The following is a 20,743-nucleotide window of genomic DNA, read 5'->3' as shown; positions in this document are numbered from 1 at the left end:
CCGATAGAAGTGAAATAAAGTAGGCCGGCCAATCCGACCGGCCTACTTAGGTTCATCCCTACAACAAATTGGCGAACGCTTCGTCGAGGGCTTCTAGTTTCTCGTCGTTCTGCTCCTGCGAGCCTTCACGACTTTCAGCGATCAAATCAACCACATCCAACGGTTGCGAGGGCGATGTGGAAGCACTCATCTTCTTCGGCGAAGCCGATTCTAGATTCTCTGGAGTCGATTGAAGATCAACCGCGGACGCATACGTATCAACGACACCGCTCGCCGATTGGGTCGCAGTGATAAGATCCGACGTCACCACTTGTTCGCCCGAAACGCTGTTGTCGTCTTGCTGCGACAATTGATTGATGACCAACAAAGCATCGAGTGCCGTAATCGTGTCGTCACCATTGACATCGTAGTAGTTCGGACCTTGGTCCATCGATGTCACAGGAATACTGGCGACATTTTGCGGCGTTTCCGTCAACCGATTAATAATCAGCAAGGCATCGAAAGCAGTTACATCTCCGTTCGCATTGACATCGTTGTACTTGGTCGGATCGGGGTTTTGCAAGCGGTATTCAACAACGCTGATGTTCACCGTCGCTGGATCGCTCACCCGCCCTTCCGAATCGGCAATCGTGAACTGGAATGAGTCCGGGCCCAAATAGCCAGCATCGGCGATGTAACCGATCGTGCCGTCGTCATTCACCGTCGCGGTACCATGTGACGGGCCGTCAACGATTTGAATGCTCGTCAAATCCAAAGTACCTTCGATAGCGGTCGAAGCAGCCCCGACATCAAGTGTCGTCGTATCCTTACTCGTCGCAACCACGCCGTTGAAATCAGGAACATTCGGCAACAAGCTTAGCGAAATTGTGACGGACGCTGGCTCACTTTGTTGGCCAAGATTATCGCCGACGGTGTAATCGAACGTGTCTACCCTACTAAAGGATTCATTCGGCGTGTAAATGACGGTACCGTCATTCTCGACCGTTAAGGCACCGAACTGAGGCTGGGCGGTGATAATGATGCTTGACGGCACAATTGTGCCATCGACATCAATATCATTGACCAGTGGCGTCACAACGGTTGGACCAGATTCGTTGAGAAGAATCCCATCGTTCGCCAAAATGGGAGCATCGTTCAGTCCCGAGATATTCAAGGTGACGGTCGCGGTGCTGGTGTTTCCGGTGTGATCTCTCACTTCGTAGGTGAAAGAATCGACCGTCGAATCACTAGGTTTCATCGCTTGGATTTCTTCCGCCGTTGCAGGGTTGTAAACGACTCGACCCGTTGCCGAATCATAGGTCAACACTGCGCCTTTGCTAGTCAATTGGCTTGGTGGCATGACGATCGTCAAGACTTCCTCCGGATTTGTTGCCAAATCAGGATCGATGTCGTTGCCCGTCAAGTCAATCGAATCGAGTTCAAGAACCGCGTCTTCATCCGTATCGAGGGTATCGTCAACTGCGACCACCGCATCCTCTTGCTCAACGATAGAGATCGTCAAGGTAACGGTTTCCGAGTCAAATCCTTCCGAATCATTCGCCGTGATCTCAACATTCGCAACACCACTGGCATTTTCAGCGACTTCAAATGTCAAGGTTCCATCATCACTGACCTGTGGCAAGCCACCAGGTGCGAACAATGACTGCGACTCAACAGGTGTAACCACGTTGAAGACTACCGTTTGGTCGCTTTCGTTCGCCGGGCCGGGCGAAATCATCGTGGCCCAGTCGACTTCTTCATATTCGCCACTATCTTCATTCACGCTCACTGGCGAACCAGCGGTGAAGGTTGGTGGATCATTGACCGGCGTTATCGTGATGGTGAACTGTGCTGGCGTACTATCAGCAACAGGCACGCCATCGTCTTGCAGGATTGCCGTAAAGACAGCAACACCAAACTGATCTTGCGCCGCCGTGTAGACCAAACTGGCGGTACCACCACTGATAACCACTTCAGGCAAACCGACGAGCAAGTCCGTCTGTCCGGAGTCTTGGGTGACGATGAAGTTCATCGCTTGACCAACTTCGTCCGCCGCGCCAATAGGACCAGGTCGAATACCCGTGGCCCAATTCTTGACGGTAACTGTTCCTTGATCTTCGGCCGAAGTGTGATCAGCAGCACCTGAGAATTGCGGTGGGTCGTTCACGCCGGTCACCGTCAAAGTAACGGTTCCAGTCGCAGTCAACGCATCGGCTTTCTCCTCACCATCGGTGTTCAAGTCAATGCTGATTCCGCCATCGGTAATCGTGTAGACAAACGTGTCAATCCCGACGAAGTCGAGCCGTGGTAGATAAGTCAACCCTGTGACGACGCCGTTCTCGACGACCGGCGTCAACGTACCACCTTTAGCCGTGCGGTTGGTGAGCGGAGTTTGCATTGAGATGCTTTGCCCGCCACCGACCAAAGTGGATGTTTCGTTCGTCGGTCCCACAACAAATACATCGAGGAGTCCAGTTTCCGTTGCCGAACCAACAAGTGGGATCACCATTTCCGTGTCTTCCACTGACGGAGCGTAGCTTATCGAAGACCCTACACGAGTGTGCAACGGAGCATCGTTTTGAGGACGAACATGAATCGTCAACTTCTGCGTCGATACCGCAGAATCGGTCGTGCCAGGGTTATCCGCCAATGTGACATCGAACACGAAGTCACCAAAGACATCCGCCCCAGGTTGGAACGTCAAATCGCCTTCGACATTCATCGTCGGCACCACAGCAAAGAAATCGGTCGCAACAAATCCATCGGCCGTCAGGGTGAATTCAAGTTCTTGATTCACTTCGTCCAAACCACCACCAGGACTAATACCAGTAGCAACGCTCGTGATCGTTTCGACTGAATTGTCTTCGAGCACTTCAATTTCCGTCGAAGGCAATACAAAGATCGGTGAGTCGTTAACCGCGATGACTTCGATCGTCACAACGGACAATTCCGATCGTTCAACAGGGAGTGCCGGATCAAGCAGCGAGCCACTCGGAGGAATCTCCGTCGCACCGTCGTCTTGTATCGTGTAGGCAAAGAATTCTGGTGAAAGATAGGGAGCTTCGCGGTTGAAATCGGTCGCCGGGCGATAGACGCCTTCGGTAAAGAAGCCGTCTGCGTCAAAAGTGAATTCCAACACACCGCCACCACGGGTTTCTTGTGTCGCCGTTTGGCCAACAAAGTCGGAACCCTTGATTTCAAACGTATCGCTATCAGGACCGAGAACGAGGAACTCGATCACATGAAGCTCTTGCTCATCTTCGTTGTAAAGACTTGACAACCCACCATCGAACAATCCTTCGGCATCAGGCGTTTCGCCAAGCGAGGCATCACCATTGATCAAACTCAACGCATTGAACGTGATCTCAACAGGAACATCAAGCGGTTGACCAAACTCATCGAACTCAACAGATTCGCTTGCCGATAGAGCTCGCGGGTAAGCGACGGGAGCATCGTTCACAGGAGCGATATTGATCGTGATCAATCGTTCGACTGACTGCGGATCACTATTGCCATCGCTATCGAGACCGGTGTCAGTCACATTGATCTTGAACACCGCTACACCGAATACGTCTGGGTTCGGTTGAACAGTCAAGATTCCATCGGTGGACAATTCTGCGTATGCGCCGCTCGGCAAGGTCGCGAACATATCGAGCGGGACGTTTTCAGGTGTCACCGTGATTACAACATTCTGCAATGCCAATTCATCTTTGGCCGTCAAAGGTCCTGGTAGAACCATGACCGTTGGGTCGGAATAGATGTCGTAGAACAACATTTCGTTGTCAGGATTCACGGTGCCAGCTGCAATCGCATTTCCGCTAGCGTCGACCGTGTTGTCCTTCAAATCTTCGACCAATTGCACGATGCCATAGGATGGCAACACAGGCAAATCGTTCGCTTCCTTGACCGTAATGGTGACCATCTTCGGTTCGCTACGATGGTTCAGGCCCACCGGAGGCGTTCCACCATCCGTCGTATAATCGACGGGCGAATCACCAACGGGTGATACTTGGTCAGCACCTGGAATCGTCGTTGCACCAAAATCTTCGACGATGTAAGTGAACTGTTCGACCGTCAACAGAGGATCGAAGTGTGGCAAGCGGTTGTAATCAACATCCGGCACAAAGACACCGCCGGTGAATGCACCGCTAGCCATTTCAAAGTTGAAAGCGATCGTGCCTGTCGCCAACTTCAAAGGAATTCCATTGAAGTTGTCTTTGTCAACGATCACATCGGCACCGGTATCGTCAGTGACAGTGAATTCAACCACACGAAGTTGCTGCTCATGCTCGTCGAATCGCGATTCAAGAGTTGCTGCAAAGTCCCCTTCTTTGGCTGGATTATTCGCATCCGCCGGATCCGAAACGACACCGGTGTTCTCACGAAGTAAGTCTTCCACCGTGATGGGCAATTGACCAAAGCCATCGACAATCGCATCGGGCTCATGCCGTTCGGTGAATTCCAATTCACGATCAAACGAAATCGGGGCATCGTTCACAGGCGTGATATTCACGGTGATCGTGCGCGTGATACTGCGAGTATCGGCCGACAAACCCGAAGCCGGATCGTAGCTCTGGCCGTCATCGGTCGCCGTGATTTCAAGCACTGCATAACCAAAGACGTCTGGGTTTGGAGTCAACGCCAAGACGCCGTATTGATCAAGCGTCGGCGTGCTGGCGAACATGCCTGTTGGCGCGACCATCGTCGTGGTGAACGTCAAGGTTTCATTGGCTCGTTCATCCAATGCGGTATCGCGACTGACAAAGATCGCTTCCGCCAAACTTGGGGCCGCGGGGTCGTAACCCATCAGCACCGTGCCACCGTAGACGTCGTAGTAAACGATCGAGTTATCGGCTTGAACATCTTCAGCAAACTTAACCACATTGGTGATCGGATCAAATTCAGGTACGTCATTCATTGAACGCGTTCGAATCGTCATCAACTTCGGTTCCGAACGGTTGTTCAGATTATCCGCTGAGTCCAGTTCGAGTGTGTAATCGATCGATGTCGATACTGCAGGAATAATGACGTCGGCTCCGGGGATCGTCGTGGGACCAAAGTCTTCGACGATGTAAGTGAATGCTTCCGTCGGCACGAATTCAGGTCGTTCGTTGTAATCCGTGTCGGGGTAGTATTCCCCGTCGGTGAACTCACCAGTAGTCGGATCGAAGTTAAACGTGATCTTGCCCGTGGCCAATGTCAATTCGACGCCGTTTTGGTTGTCCCTGTCCACGACAATCAAGTTGCCATCCACATCCGTCACGGTGAACTGAACGACGCGAAGACTTTGTTCATCTTCGTCATATTCGACTTCGCCCAGAGCCGGATTCGGCAACACATTGTCGGCAAAGTCGCTCTGTTCTGCCAACACAGAGTTGGCCGTCGTCCCACCAAGGAAGTCCGCAGGAGTCAACGGCAAGCGTGCGATGAGGTTTGTTGCCGAACCATCACCAACCGCAAACTCTTCGGCTTCGGTCACTTCCAGGTTGCGGTCAACTGAAACCGGGGCATCATTCACTGGCGAAATATGCACAGTCAAGGAACGAACTGCCGTGAGTGGATCGTCCACAAACGTGCCGGTGGTCGAGTCGTAACTTTGCCCATCATCGGTCACCGTGACTTCAAACACAGCCCAGCCATAAACGTCTGGGTTCGGTGTCAACGTCAAGACACCGGATTCGTCCAAGACAGGCAGGCTAGCGAACATGCCGGTTGGGACATTCAATTCGGCGATCTCAATCGTCACGCCTTGACGAGCGATTTCATCCAATGCGGTTGATTCCGCACCAGGAGTAATCATCACCAATGGATCGATGTAGATGTCGCGAACCACCACGGCGAAATCAGCCGCTTCGTCCTCGACTAACTCGACCGTGCTGAACTCGGGGAAGATCGGCACATCGTTGACTGGCGTCACCGTCATCACAACCGTCGCAGGATCACTACGTAAGCTTCCATGATCCACCGACGTTGTCGATTCACCAACTTGGTCCGCACCGTAAACCGTCAACTCGCCGAAGTCTTCGACAAAGTACACAAACGGGTCGGTCGCGGGGAATTCACTGCGATTGTTATAGTCAGTATCCGGCGTGTAAACCAAACTGACAAACGTGCCGACGCCCGTCGTGGCATCGATTTCAAATGACAGTTCGAGCTGGCCGCTTGCGGTCTGCAACACCTCTGTCGCTTCGCCATTAACATCATATGTCAGCGATACCGCGTCGACGCTCGGCGTCGTTGCACCAGGCAAGCCGAAGCCCACAACACGCAAATCTTGTTCGTGCTCATCGTAGGTATCGTTACTGCCGGTCGAGAAGGTCGTTTCCAAGGCACCGCCAACGGCGCCGAGTCGTAACAACTCGGCCGCAGTGATGGTCTTGAATCCAACACCTTCACTCATGGCATTCGGATCAACATCATTCGTTCCGTCGATCAATTCGACTGCTTCGGACAACGTGACATCCAAATCATTCGCCAGTGGTTTGTCATTGATCGGTTTGACCAACACCGTCACCGTAGCGGTATGCATTAGCGGGGCATCCGTGCTGACACCCGCCACATCGATATTCACGCCGGCGTCCGTGATCGTGTAGCTGAACGTATCAAGTCCGTACGCATGTTCGGGTGCTCGATAGACAAGATTGCCACCAACGATCGATACCGTACCGCCAAGGGCTGATGCAGCATCAACGCCCGTCACGGTTAAGACGCCATCATTGATCAGGTCAAGTTCATCAAACGCGGTGTCCCGAGCATTGAAGTCATTGCTGATCAAATAAGCATGTGGAATCACGAAGTCAGTGTCTTCGGTCGGAATCGGCGCGGGAGTGACCGGAGTCGCAAGACCAGCGTTGTACGTGGCCCAACGGACATTGTTTTCACTGATCACATCATCGTTGGCGACCGGATCGTCGTTTTCTGGTTTCACATCGATCGAAACCATCTTGGTGCTGGTCTGGATTGCTCCCATCGTGACAATTGTGCTATCCACCGGATCGATCGATAGACCATCATCTTGAATCGTGAATGAGAACTCTTCAAAGATCGGAGGATCCGCGACCGCACGTCGATTGTCGCGGTTCAGATCTTGCTTGGGCGTGTAGACCAATTGATCAAGAATGCCGCCGGCGAAGGTAACGTCAAAAGTTCCGCGTGCGGTTTCATAGGATCCACTCGTGGTAACGTTCGTGTCGCCAACAAGAACAGGAATCGTCAACGCAACAACGGTTAACGTTTGGTTGTCTTCGTTCCATGGATTTGCTGAACCACTCGGCGAAACAGCCGGCGGAGTTGCAGCGGGATACTGAGCCAATTCATCCGCAACAGCCCCACTTAGCAGTTCGTCGGCATCAATGGTAATGGCCGTATCTTCAAGCGTGACAAACGATCCTGCCACTGCCAATGGAACGTCATTCACAGGTTTGACCGTGATCGTCACGGTTGCCAATGTGACGTTGTCCGGCAATGCAGCCGGCGAGGCGACCGCTCCTTGCACAGGCTGAGTCGTCACCCAGTACGTGAAGGTATCTTCGCCGTAGTAGTCGTCCGCAGGAGTATAAACGAATCGTCCCGATGCATCATCGGTCACCGTCAATGTCCCCTTGGTTGGTTGATCATAAACCAAGAATCGCGGTGGCAAGAATCCAGAGATGACCTCATTATCGAACAACGAGGCTTCCGTAAACGCGGGCGGCACCGACATGTCCATCGCGGCCGTGTCAAGCGTCACATCTTCGTCGACACTAAACGAGTCATCCTCAGGAATCGTTGGCGAAATCCGGAAGACTTGGAATTGATAATCCTCCACTTCACCACCGATCGCCAATTCATCGGGCCCTAGATTCCCTTCTTCTGAAATTCGGAATCGTGCCCATGGACTACCTGCCGCGGTGTCAATCGGCGTTTGGATCGTTAAGGTGTTATCCCCCGCAACCAAGTCAACGTTCTTGAAAATTTGTTCAGTGACATCGAACGTGCCGTTGTAGTTAAAGTCGATCCAAGCATCGAGTTTGCCAGCACTGCTGGCGTTTACCGAAATCGTCGTCCCTAACTTGTCAAGCGGATTGAGGAACCCAAGCACATCGGCTGAGTCAGTCGTCAATGCGGGCGCGCCGGGATTGAGGAAGACCGTGTAGTCCGTGAACACGGCCGGGTCGGCCGGATCGGGGATCACTCGGTATGTACCGACGGCGACACCATCTTCATCATCGAAACTGAGAACCGCGATTTGTTCTGGCAAGGTTGCATCGATCGTCACTGACGATGCATCCCCTTCCGCGACCAATTGTTCACGAATCGCATCGGCCAAGTTGGTTGCGATATCGGACGCTGAATCCGACGCGGTCAGTGCTACAGCGATGTTACCTCGCTTCGCCGCAAAGCCGGGAAGAACCAGTTCGAACGTCTCACTACGAAGTCCAATCTGGACAGTCAACTCTTCACCACCGACAGCCGTTGCCGTTGGATCCACGTCGATCATGTAGCCATTCTGTGCGGGATCCACCGAAGCGGCGATCAGGAACAATCCATCCGGGGAGGACGCCCAAACAGTTTGTGCAGTATCATCCGATCCTGCTGGAACCGGGCTGTCCGGTTCACCGTCGACACGCGCTCCCAATCGCGGAGTCGCGCCGGGTTGGATCGTATGGCGAGCGGGGTTTTCTGCCAGCAAGGTGTCAAAACTCGATGGCGCGTCGCCAAAGTCCAATTCGACGTCCGGCATCAAGATAAAGAACTTCGTCGAACCATCGGTTTGGTTCGACCGCAATGGGTTGCCCGCCAGGTCAGCAATTTGGGTATTGTCGAGCGTGATGGTGTACACGCCGGTCGGTTCCCACAAAGTCGACAGCGGAGTCAGCAGCAGCACACCTGTTTGCGGGTTATAGCCGAGCGAGTAATCCGTATTTTCGACAAGCAGTCGACCGTTGTGAACGATTTGGACTCCGTCGGTAGAGATATTCAAGTCGTTCGGATCGTCCACCGTCAAACCATTGACGCCGGTTCCTTCGAACGGTGAATTTGGGCCACGTCCATCACCCAAAAGGATTTTGAAGTTTTCCAGCAACGGATTCGTCATATGGACGACCGTCTCGTTTGGATCACGATCCTCATTATCGACATCGTTGTCCACTGGGTTCAATAGAACCGCATAAGGCTGATCCTTATCGGATCGATCAACGGCACCACGATCAATGAAGACATTCGCACCGGTACCGCCACCGGTTCCACCAGAGTCAATTCGCAATTGCCCGTAAACATCCCGACTCGGTGCACTGGTCGGCGATTCAGGTATATCAAAGGAATTCTTGAAGGTAACAAATTGGGCGCGATCCTGTTCGACGTCTTGCGAACTATCGAGTGCCTTGGACCCCGGCAACAAATAGTAGTTGCGATTCGCCTTATCGACGAATAACGGTTCGCTACCACCAGCAAGGATGGCTGCCGCACCGGTGGTTCCGTTGGCCGCATTGCCTTGGAAGAAGTTTGAGCGGATGACCGAACCGCTTCCACCATTAAGGCCAACAGCCAAATCGGTCATCAAGTTGTTCATCACTGTGGGGCTGGCAAGCCCAACCACATCGACGCCGATTCCAGTTTGACCATCACCAACAAGTGTATTGTTGATAATCTTGCCGTATGGGACAGGTCGTTGAGGATTTGGGTTTGTCTCGCCAGCGAAGATGATGCCCGACGAACCGGCGACCAAGTTGTTCTGGATCACAACGCCTGGAATCAAACGCCCACTGTTGAGTTGGGGGAAATTAATCGTCGACCCCGCATGCGGTACGCTGCCGCCTGCTTCGGCTTGGCCGGGTTGCACATGAATCCCCACTACCGAGGAATCCGAAATGAAGTTCGAGTCAATAATGAAGACGCCCTGAGCACGTTGGCGGTTTCGGTCGGCGACCAATCCCGTGCCACCCTGCAAAATGCGAATATCATCAATAAACGCCTCGTTCAATCCTTCCGCTGCGGCGGGATCGGTAAAGTCATAGACCCACGCAAAATGATGGTCACCACCGCTGAAACTAAACTGGACCGTTCGGTAACCCAGATTGCCGGTTGCTAACAGAGTGTCCCTTCCAGGGAAATCAGAATCAGGCGGCGTCAATTTCTGTGCAACGCCATCGATCAGGAATCGCAGGCCATGCGCGTCGGCCGCTGACGAGACGCTATACGAGAACTCGATCACACCAGCCGTATCGTCCGCGACCAAATCGCTTCGATTGAATTGGTAGACCGAATGCTGCTGGGTTGCCGAAACGGCTCCCGACTTCAGACTAAAATCGCCCGTGAAGGGTTGGTCCGTTGAGACCTCCCACTCGACAATGTCGGCTGCTGGAACATCCACGCCAAGAATGCGAGTGTCCACCACTGGGGTAGTATCAGGATAGGTTCCCGGCGCACCCTCCAACGTCACAATGCCCGTTTCGAGCACTGAGTTGATATGCCGGTCATTGGTATCGAAAGTCGCCGCGACTTGCGGACCACCCGAGGCTGCTAGAACATATTCACCCGTTCGACGGATCTCAATTTGGTAAGGACCATTGACAATGTCTGGGCGGGCATTTGGATCCCTATCCTGAGTTCTCGAACCGCCCGCATACAGATTTGTAATCGTAGTGTCGGAATTCGTGCCTGAAACCATTTCACCTCGTTCGGCATAGCCGACGATGATGTCGTCGATAAAGAAACCTTCGAATTGGTTGTTCTGCGAAGCGTTCGATCGAAGGTTGCTAGCTCGTTCTCCGAAAGAGTTATCAAGCGGATCGCCCGCAACGCGACCCGCGGTGGCAAAATCAAATCGCAATTGGACGTTCGCTTCATCAGCAAATGTCGACAAATCCACTCGAAGTTGACGCCACGTTTGTGGAGCAGCACCACCCGCTGTCTGGTCAAACAGTTCTTGCACAATTTGATGGCCTTCAGCGCGAGGCGTATCACTATTCAATCCCGCATCGGAAAGATGCGACAAGAACCCAGGCAATTCGCCCTTCGGGTTGTCACTAGGGTCAGGCGCGCTAAGCGCGGAATTGTTTGTCGCCAGCAATTCCCATGTAGCGCCGTTATCGCGAGAGGCATAGACGCGAGCACTATCACGGAATGGATCTTGACCGTTGGCGTCCGTTTCGCCCGCATGATTTTCCGTTTCGAGATAGTAGTTCAAATACAGCGTCGGTCGGTCTTCAGCAACCGATCCTGCAAGGCTGAACTCATCCGACATCAACGAACCAAATGCACCGCCTGGCAAGTTGTATGTGTTGGCAATGTTCGGGTTACTCGTCAGGTCACGTTGCAAGTTTTCACTGAAGCCCCACTGAGCGTTGACGCCTTCGTAGGTCAAATAGCCTTGCGTATTACTGTTAAACGAACCGCTAGGAATGTGTTGTTCCAAACCAAAGTAGAAACTTGCTCCGCCTTGTCCTTGGTTAAACGAACGATCCGCACCGATGTTATCCACATAATTCACGTTCGCACTGCCAGGTGCACGCGTGGAATCGACCACTGTATTGATACCATGCCCAGCATCGGTTGCACGACGAGTCGTGGGATGCCAGAGGTTGACATCGATCGGCGAAAATGCAATCCCCACAGGTACATCGCTTGTGGTCCCACCATTGTCAGGATCGGTATACGAGACGGAGGTCGCACCACCAGCGAAGATAGCCTGCAGATTCCCATCTACGTCAAACGCGTATAGATCTCGGGTGCTAGTGATCGCAAAGAACATATCTGCATACAATCCGCCTTCAACATTCTGAGGGCCGAGCGCCAAGCCCGCGAACTCGATGGCCGGATCTTCGAAAAGAATCGAAGCATTGCCCGTATTCTTTTCGATCCGAATAAATTCACCACCTGCGGTCACGCCATAAAGCGTTCCCGAGGGGGTCACAGGATCGTCAAACGAAATGCCCGTCACACGTCCGCGAAGCCGTTCACCCGTGCCCGCAACGTAATTTTGGCGACCAACAACGTTCGCATCGGTTCCTTCGTTACCATCGCCAAATCCGGTAGCATTACCGCCAACGATCACGGCAGTAACCAACTGCCTAGCATCCACGTGTTGGTTCAGTGCATCAATAATTTCACCGGCGGTCGGCCCACCGCCATTTTGAGCGCCAATTTCAAGATTGATCACGCGGTTGGCAAGATCAACACCTAGAACCACTGCGTTACCACGATTCCCTGGGCGAGTGATATTCAGGACAAAATCGCCATCGGCAGTCGGCAGGGTGGACTGGACACGGATATTCGTGACGTTTGGTGGATCAGCGTCATCAATGACCGAGAATACGGTATTCGCATAAGTCGCGGCTTGGTTGACATAAGTATTAACCGCCGGCGAAGTAGCTTGCCCCACACTTAAGTCATCACCAACTGCGATCGACGCATACATGTACCGCCGAGCGATCGTATCGTTATTGATCAGGTCCACAAAGTCTTGAACCGATGGTGCCGAACCGGCATCTAAATTCACAAGAAATTCACGATTCGCTTCACTAATCGTTGTGATGCTGGTCGGTGCAAAATTGCGAGTGATCGTTACCTGATATGGCGGATCCGTCAAGATTCCCGGTGCGATCGAGTCAAGCCCAATCGAAGTAATCCGAGCCGTCGAGGTGGTCACCCCATCAAAGAAATCGACCTCTTCGTAGACGGTTGCTGCAATCGCAATCGAATCACCCGCAGCTGGCGATGTCGGCGTACCAACATCCGAAAGCACGCTTCCGCCACCAATCCTTGCACTCACAAATGGGATGAGTTGCGGATCTGTATTGATCAAATTGATGAACTCGCCAACCGTAGTTTGATCCAGTGGATCGGTCGTTAAGTTAATCGTTGCGGTATGCAACACAGGATCAAAGGCCGTCACGCCGGTCGGAACGGCCGGATCAGCATCTCGAGTAATCGTAAGGGTAAAGGTCCCATCGAGTGAATCGAGAACAACGCGAGCCGTCGTACCCAAACCATTATTGAATCGCACCGTAGGAGACGTCGCACGGTCGGTAATCGACGTTGCAGCTGGCGACGTGTTGCTCCCACTACCACCAAGGCCTGTTTCGACCGAAGCACGCAGGAATTGACTTACTTCGGCATGGTTGTTGATTAAATTGACCAACACAGAAACGGTTGGCGTTTCTCTACCGTCCAAATTCACCGTCGCAGTTTGGTTCGCAACATTCACAGCGGTAACGGCATCGGCTTCGTCACGTCGCGTGATCGATAATGTGAACGTACCCAACTTCGAACTAACACGAACCGTTGAAATCTCACCGGCACCGTCGTCGAACGTGATCGTTCGGTAGTAAGTGTCTATGTCTGTGAAGGGAGTCGCTGGATCGGTTGGTTGCGGTGAACCAAAGGTTCCCTGCAATAACGGATCACCAAAACGCAACGTGGCTTCCACAAACTGACTGACATCCACGTCATTATTGATCAGATCCATGAACTCTTGAGCGCTCGGATTAAAGTCACTATCCAAGTTGATCGTTGCGGTTCGAGCGGCAACATTGACCGCTGTGATACCGGTTGGATCCGTCGTGCGAGTGACCTGGACCGTGAACGTCGTGCCGTTGATTCCCGTTAACAACACGCCTGTGGTGTCAGCTCCATTGACAAAGTCAACTTGGGCATTGTCATTGACCTGAATGTTGCCCATCAAACCGTATTCAATGTTTCCGGTCGCATTGGGACCTCCCACGACCGCTGGCGTCGGGGTCGCGTCGCCAATGGTATTCCCTCGATACAATTTCGAGGAATCATCCGATTCGCGAACCACATAATAAACATCGTAAATCGGTGCCGCCGAGAGGTTGCCCTGTCGCTCAAACGTCAACGCATCGACGTCGTCCGAATTGGTGAATTGGTCGGCACGATCAAGGTGCGAACCCAACCTTCGGTCGATATCACGTGTGTTGGGTCGAGCCGACGCACCAACAGCCGCAACTCCGCCTTCACCAGGGATGTTGTCAAGGGCAACGGTAGTCAGGGAACCGTCGGAAGGATCGATCTCGACCAAACGCCCCACGGAATCCGCAACCCCATCGACGCGTTGATAGCCGAACATTCGACCGTCGCTACGAACAACGATGTCTTGGACGTCGTCCGCACCAGCAGACCAACTGTTTGGGGAAACGGGATTGGAATAGGCGCCACCATTGTACGGATCGACGATATAGAGCCGGTCATCCGCGTCCGCAGTCGCACGATCCGTCGCAAGGTAAAGCGACACATCTTCGAACCGGTACTGCGGAATGTGCGTGTTGAGCGAAGCGACACTCTCAATACCAAAAATCTGATCGGTTTCCGGAGCGATCAGCGAACCTCGCGAATCGTATCCTGAGAATCCGATATGGTCTTCCACGACGCGTGTGACCGAGTTAACCGGTTCCAAGCGAACAAAAGCATTGGCATCATTATCGAGGTCAGCCACAAAAGAGCCGGTCATTGCCGAAGGCAATTGACGATCGCTCATCACCGCGACGTAGTATGTTCCCCCAGAGGGCAAATGGACCGGTCCAATGTATGCATCCTTCACGCCAAGCGACCCACGCCCAAGATCGGAAACCGCAGTGTTAGGGTCCGTAGGATCACTCGGTTGATCATCCTCAATATTTGATTCGCGACCGACGTAAACCAAGTTCTGATTGCTGTCGTACACCGCGATTGTCGTATCGCCACGCACCGCGTTGTCGGAATAGTCAAGGTCAAAGACAACCGCGACCGTACCGACGTCGTCATTTTGTCCTGGAATAACCTGAACGCCCGTCTGGGCTACATCGAACTCGTACCAATCCACATCATTTGCATCCGACAACTCTCCCGAAATACTCAAAGCTGCAATATCGCTTTGCAGGACATTGATCATCGACTGGGCCGCGTCATAAGAGCCGCCTTGGCCCGCTAGTTCCCCACCCTCGCCAATCAAGGGACTGTGCGCAGGAAGGCCTTGGACATCAATCCCAGTTTGTGCAAAACGGATATCCGCGTATTGGACCGTTGAACCAGGAAACTCGTTGGTTTGGTTCAGTCGAATTTGTAGCGTGTAATTGCCTCGGCTCTCACCAGCAATCGTTGCCTTATTGGTCGAAGAAGCGGGGTTACTACGAATGCGAACAAAGTACGTTCCTTTTGCTCCGGGAGTGCCGGGAAGTGTATATCGGAGACCCGGGTCACGGAAGTTTTGCGTATAGTGGTCGCCGCCCAGTAGCGTATTCTTTGTCAACGTGCTTGTATTCAAGTCGCCCGCTGCACCCACTTCGCCCGAACGCATCGATCGAGCCAAAACGGTTCCCGCTGCGTTGACCACTTCGATCACCGCATCAAGAGTCGTATCGGTTCGATCCACATCGAGCCATACTTCGGTTCCCGCCGTACCAACGAAACTATATACGTCGACATCGTTTGCATCGTTAGGGCTAATGTAACCCGAGACTTCGAACCCAAGTCGACTGCTTTCGTCACCACTCTTTTCGTTCTTTGCCAACGTACCAAGCAATTGGGACACGGTTGGATTGGCGTTGACATCCAATTTGTTGGTGATTGCGTTTTCGAGTTCACGAACGACTGCAACGTTCCGGTCATTGCTAAATTCGTCAAACAAGAAACCACGCCACGCACCGGGAGTCCCCGTTGATGGACTGCCACTGTTGTTGGTGTTCTTCATCACCTCGCCGGTCGGTGTGAAACCGGCACCAACCAAGTCATCAGCCAAAGCCGTTAGGATGACAGGATGGCCGACCGTTCCAAGAACTTGAATGGTTCCGCCGACGCGGTCATCGATTTCAACAGGCGTTCCCGTTGCGGTGAAACCAACATTGGCACCGCCACTCAGTTTCACAACCAAGCTTTCCGAATTGCTACTTTGCAGGCGCAATCCGCCCACGTGATGCAAATTATCGACAATGATTTCGCTCTGCAGCACATGTACGATATCGGTGTCATCCCAAATACTTTGGGCCACCAACACTTCGCCGCGAACCACCATTCCATTGATCGAGTTGTTATCGAGTTGGTTCAATCGAACCAAAGGCCCCGAGTTATCTGCGAATTGAGAAAACAAATCGACATCGCCAACCGACCGGCCCGCGTCTCGCATGTTTTCATAGCGAAGGGCATTCGCATTGATGCTGATCGCAGGACCGTCATTGTCAACGATCTCGTTATTCATGATGATCGGCTGGGCACCGCGAACGTAAATCACGGACGATGCATTCGCACCAAGGCCTCCACGAACACCCGAAGCGGCACCTGACGCGTTGTCTTGCAACAAGCTATTGGTGATTCGGAAATCAGCCTGATGCACTTCAACCGCATTGAAGGCAGCACCGCTCGTGTTAGACACGCCACCAGCGTAAGTAATGATCGCATGATCAAGACTTCCCGAGGTCGCTTGCCCAAAGTACAACCCGCTCCAATCACCGGCCATCGGTGAATCGGTTGTATTGTCGGCGTCAAACGAGCCGCTGCCGCCGTAGCGGTCATCTTTGAACGACGTAAACACGATCGGTCGATCGACGGTTCCTTCGGCGATCAGCGATCCCGATCCACGTTGGACTTGAATCACCGCTCGGTTCATCTTCATCACAATACCGGGATCAACCACGAGTCGCCCAGCTGCACGCGCAACCAGTGTGCCCGTGGATGTCAATGTCGGACCACCGGATGCCCCAGCGATGATCAGATTTTCGCTAAGAACATGCGTGATATCGGTATCGTCGAAGCGTCCTGAAACGGTCAACGTATCGATGCTGCCACCGACCGGAGTTTCGACGCGAATAAACAAACCGTTGATCGAATTATCCGCAAGCGAATTGCCAACGACGGTCGGTCCGATTCGTCCTAATGAATCATCAAAGCTATCGGGGCTAGCCGAAATCGCCGCGTCATCGCTGTCCGTAATCCGATTGAACGAGATGGTCGGTCGAGAATCAACAAGGTGAATCGGCGAAAAGACCGATTCGTTCGCATCCACGAATACTTTGCCACCACCATGTTTGATATCGACATGGTTGACGTAATTCAAAAAGATGCCGTTTTCTTCGAGGTCCGAATCGTCTCGTAAAACGATTCCACCGAAGTCGCTTGAATTCGGTGCAGGCCCTACGCCATCGGATTCACCGCCGACCGAATCATCGTGGAAGGATCGCAAGAAGACAGCATTGTTCGGAGTCCCAAGAACTTGCATCGAGGAAGTTGCACGGCTGATGTTCGCCGATGAAGAACCTGCGTCGAGATTCGCTTTTCGCATTTTGAAAAGCGCCCCGGCGTGGATCATCACGTTCACACCTTGTGGCACAAGGAATTCGCCGCCATCGACCAACGGGTTGCCACCGGTATCGAGCCCAACCAGATAGGGCCGGTTATCGGCAAGCGTATCAATATTTTGGTCCGCGCCACCATTGCCTACAACCTTAACAAGGTTCGGAGTAGTCAAAAAGGTTGGCGATTCGGTGATATCGAGATTGTCAATTTGCCCAAGCTGGACAACTTTGCCGGTAACCGATACCTCCACGGTCGCATTCAAACGGTTGGCACTTTGAGCAGCGAGAATCGCTGCGTTGGTTTTCGTAGCAATATCGGAAACGCTATCGGCTGGATCCAGCACAATATGGTCTAAACCAGCTCCGCCGTAGGTGAACGTCGCCACATTTACGCCATCGTCAACCTTAAAAGATTGGCCGTCAAGAATCGCTTCGGTCGCATCGTTGGGAATGACGATTCGGTTGCCCGCGAAAAGGAGCGCACGATCAAGTTCATCAATCGGATCATTGATCGCACCGCTACCCTGGGGCACATTGGCGGTCGTGTCGGCAATCTTGTCCACATACAACGTGGTCGACGGATCGCTCGATTGGAACCAGAACGAATAGACGCCGCCGGGGTTACCATCGTTGTCACCATCGATCACCGTACCACTGGCGTCACGCAACGCCCCATCGCGATCAGCGTCGAATGCAAGCTTTAGCTCATAGGCACCGTTAGTCGTTCCACCAAAGCCAGAGTCTTTGACTCGCGGATCATAGTTAGTGTTACCTGTGCTACTAACGCCAATGAAATAGGTGCCTGGTTCGAGCGAAATGTCGATCAACGAATCAGCACCGACGTATTGATCGTTGCGAGAGACAACCTCGATATCGCCGCCCGCAATTTCGCGGTAAAGAGTCAACGCCGTGTTGAGTAAACTTGGAGTTGCCAAACGTTCTGCAAAAGTCTCAGCGGTGAACCGGCCTGGCTGATCCAAGGTGAACTGATACATATCGATATCAGTGCTGTTGGGCGGCATGATTCGTTGTAAATGAATGATGTCGTTGTCCCCGGGCGAAACGTTATTGGGCAATGCACCACCCATCGTCGCAGGAACGTCATAGGCATGGCCCAACCCCAAAGTGTGCCCGATTTCGTGGAACATCACGCCCGTGAACCCATCGCCAAAGAAGCGATTATTACCATCGTAGATCGCACCATTTAGAACGGCAGCGCCAAAGCCAAGATTACCGCCACCCAAGCCCGCAACACCACTATTGGGACCGACACCGGGATCCAAAGAACGAAGATCCCCTTTTCCGATCATCAAATCACCGTCCCCAGGAGCCATTCCGGGGGATTCAATGAACTCGTAGCCCGATTGCTGAGCGTAGATTTCAAAGATATCTCGCACAATTTGCTTTTCGGTCGCAGTGATCAAGTTGGTGTAGTCACCACCGGAAGCATCGGCGCCAAGGGTTGCCGGGAAGTAGTAACGAACAACACGAGTCGGCGATGGGACCGTTGGCGTTGTGCCCGTGCTAGCGATGTGGGCTTCGCGTTGGATTTGGCGATGACCAAGGTCATCTTCGCTGCCGACGAGCGGCGGCAATGGAATCGATTGAGGACTAATTTGACCACCGATCGTGATACCCGCCGCACCAAGGCTTCCGAGATCGGTTGCGTCATTGATCGTTGTGTTGTCATCACGATTGTCGATCGGGCTATCGGTTACCGAGGCATTCACGGTATACGATCCCGTGGAAACGCCGTCTGCGCTACTGACTTCGATATAGAAGGTCCCATCTGCGGCAATCGCAAACGCAGGTACCACAATATCGACACCGGCTGCGGCCGTTTGCGTCGCTAACTCAGCACCGCCTGCGTCGAGGATACGCACCAAGCCCTCTAAGCCAGCGTTTGGACTAACGCTAACATTCAACGCCGTTGTCGCCATCGACGCCACGATCTTCACTTCGTACAAATCAACATCGGCCGCGTCCGTGCTAGAGCCACCGACATCACCAATGAATCCATTTTGGCTAAACGCATTGTCGCTCGACAATCGCCCAACTTTTACAGCGCCTGCTAATGTCGAATTATCGCCACCACTATCGCCAATATCGAGTCGGTAATTGCCTTCGGGAATTGCCGCGGCAAACGTCAACACAACGCTGTTTTCCGCGCGGTCATAGCTGACGCTTTCCGGTAACATCGTTGAATCATCATTCGTCGAAAATGTACCTGAGGTATTGATCAGGCGATAATACTTTGGATCAACCACTTCGGCACCATCGATCGCTTGATCGTCAAAGTAAACGACGATCTGGTTGGATGCCTGTGACAAAGAGCTCGATCGCACCACATTGCCCGTTCCGCCGACAAGCGACGAAGTGTCCATCACCATCAATGGAACCTGTTCGCCAGCAAATTGCCCTTGGAACGTCACTTCGCGAGTACCACCCACTAGTACATCACCGGTTTGGACACCGTCGAGCGCTTCGAGCGCCGATTTGATAGCCGCGTTACTGGTCGGTACACTCAGCGGATCAGTCGTTTCACCGTTGAGCGAAAGCGTAAACGAACCACCGGTAACGCCCGAGGCAAACATGATTTGCTGGGTATTCCGACTGACCGGTTGTGGAACGACCGAAACGACCTGCGCCCCACGATCAAGGCGGAAGGTTGTTTGGAAATCGACGCCATCATTGAAGGCCTCGCCCGAAAGATTCGTCAACGCGCCACCACCGGCGCCGACAATTTGAATCTGGTAAGTGTCATCGGGAAAAGCGGATGTCGGATCGGTTGCATTGAACGATGCCGAACTCGATGGGCGGAATACGATCCGCTGCAAATCGTCTGGATCGGTACTGTTCGGTTCCCCCAAACCAATATAGCCAAGCGATACCGCGATATCGTTATTCAGGCTTCGAGGGTCATTTGGATCGGTGATCGCAGGATCAAAGAACGCGCCGTCCCCGCCACTACGAACCAATTGAATCGAACTATTTCCAATCGTCGATTCATCGATATTCGCCCCACCCTGAAACAACAAGTTGAATTCGCGTGGTGCAATATTCAACGTGTCATTGCCTTGCAGTAGCGCGCCCGAGTCAGGACGAATCGCGATCAGATCTGGACCAGCAAGCAATTGTCGAGACTCTAATGCTTGGGCCAGCATTTGACGAGATTTGGATCGATGAGCCTTGCTGCGTCGGCCAAAGCCTTTGCGTCCAGTGCGCCGCTCGGACGTGGAACCAAAAAGAGAGCGAATGCGTCGAAGAGTCATGGATAAATTCCGGGAGACAAAATGGCAGGAGACGATGGGAAATATCTCGAGCAATCGCTCGAAACGCGTATTTAATGAAACCTTGATTCTAACGGTTTGGCAGTGCTAACGAATCCCTCTTCCGAAACACCCTACTCAAAAACTGCGAGAAAGGTTTACCTCCGAAAGGCTATTCAGCGATCACATCAACGCTGCTTTTTTCAATAATCTTTTAGGCTTCCGTGCCCC

Annotated in this window: 1 protein-coding gene; it reads right to left on the bottom strand. The window is 52.8% G+C overall.

From position 1 onward, the window contains the following. Positions 1 to 58: 58 nt before the first annotated feature. Positions 59 to 20,515 (bottom strand): tandem-95 repeat protein, encoded by a 20,457-nt coding sequence (locus CA13_RS25075; protein ID WP_146401357.1) that lies wholly within the window; start codon positions 20,513 to 20,515, stop codon positions 59 to 61. Between the last annotated feature and the right edge of the window lie 228 nt (positions 20,516 to 20,743).

This window comes from Novipirellula herctigrandis, from assembly GCA_007859835.1.
Lineage (GTDB): Bacteria > Planctomycetota > Planctomycetia > Pirellulales > Pirellulaceae > Novipirellula_A > Novipirellula_A herctigrandis.
Note: the sequence above shows the minus strand (reverse complement) of the source record. Positions and strands in the feature narration are given on the sequence as shown.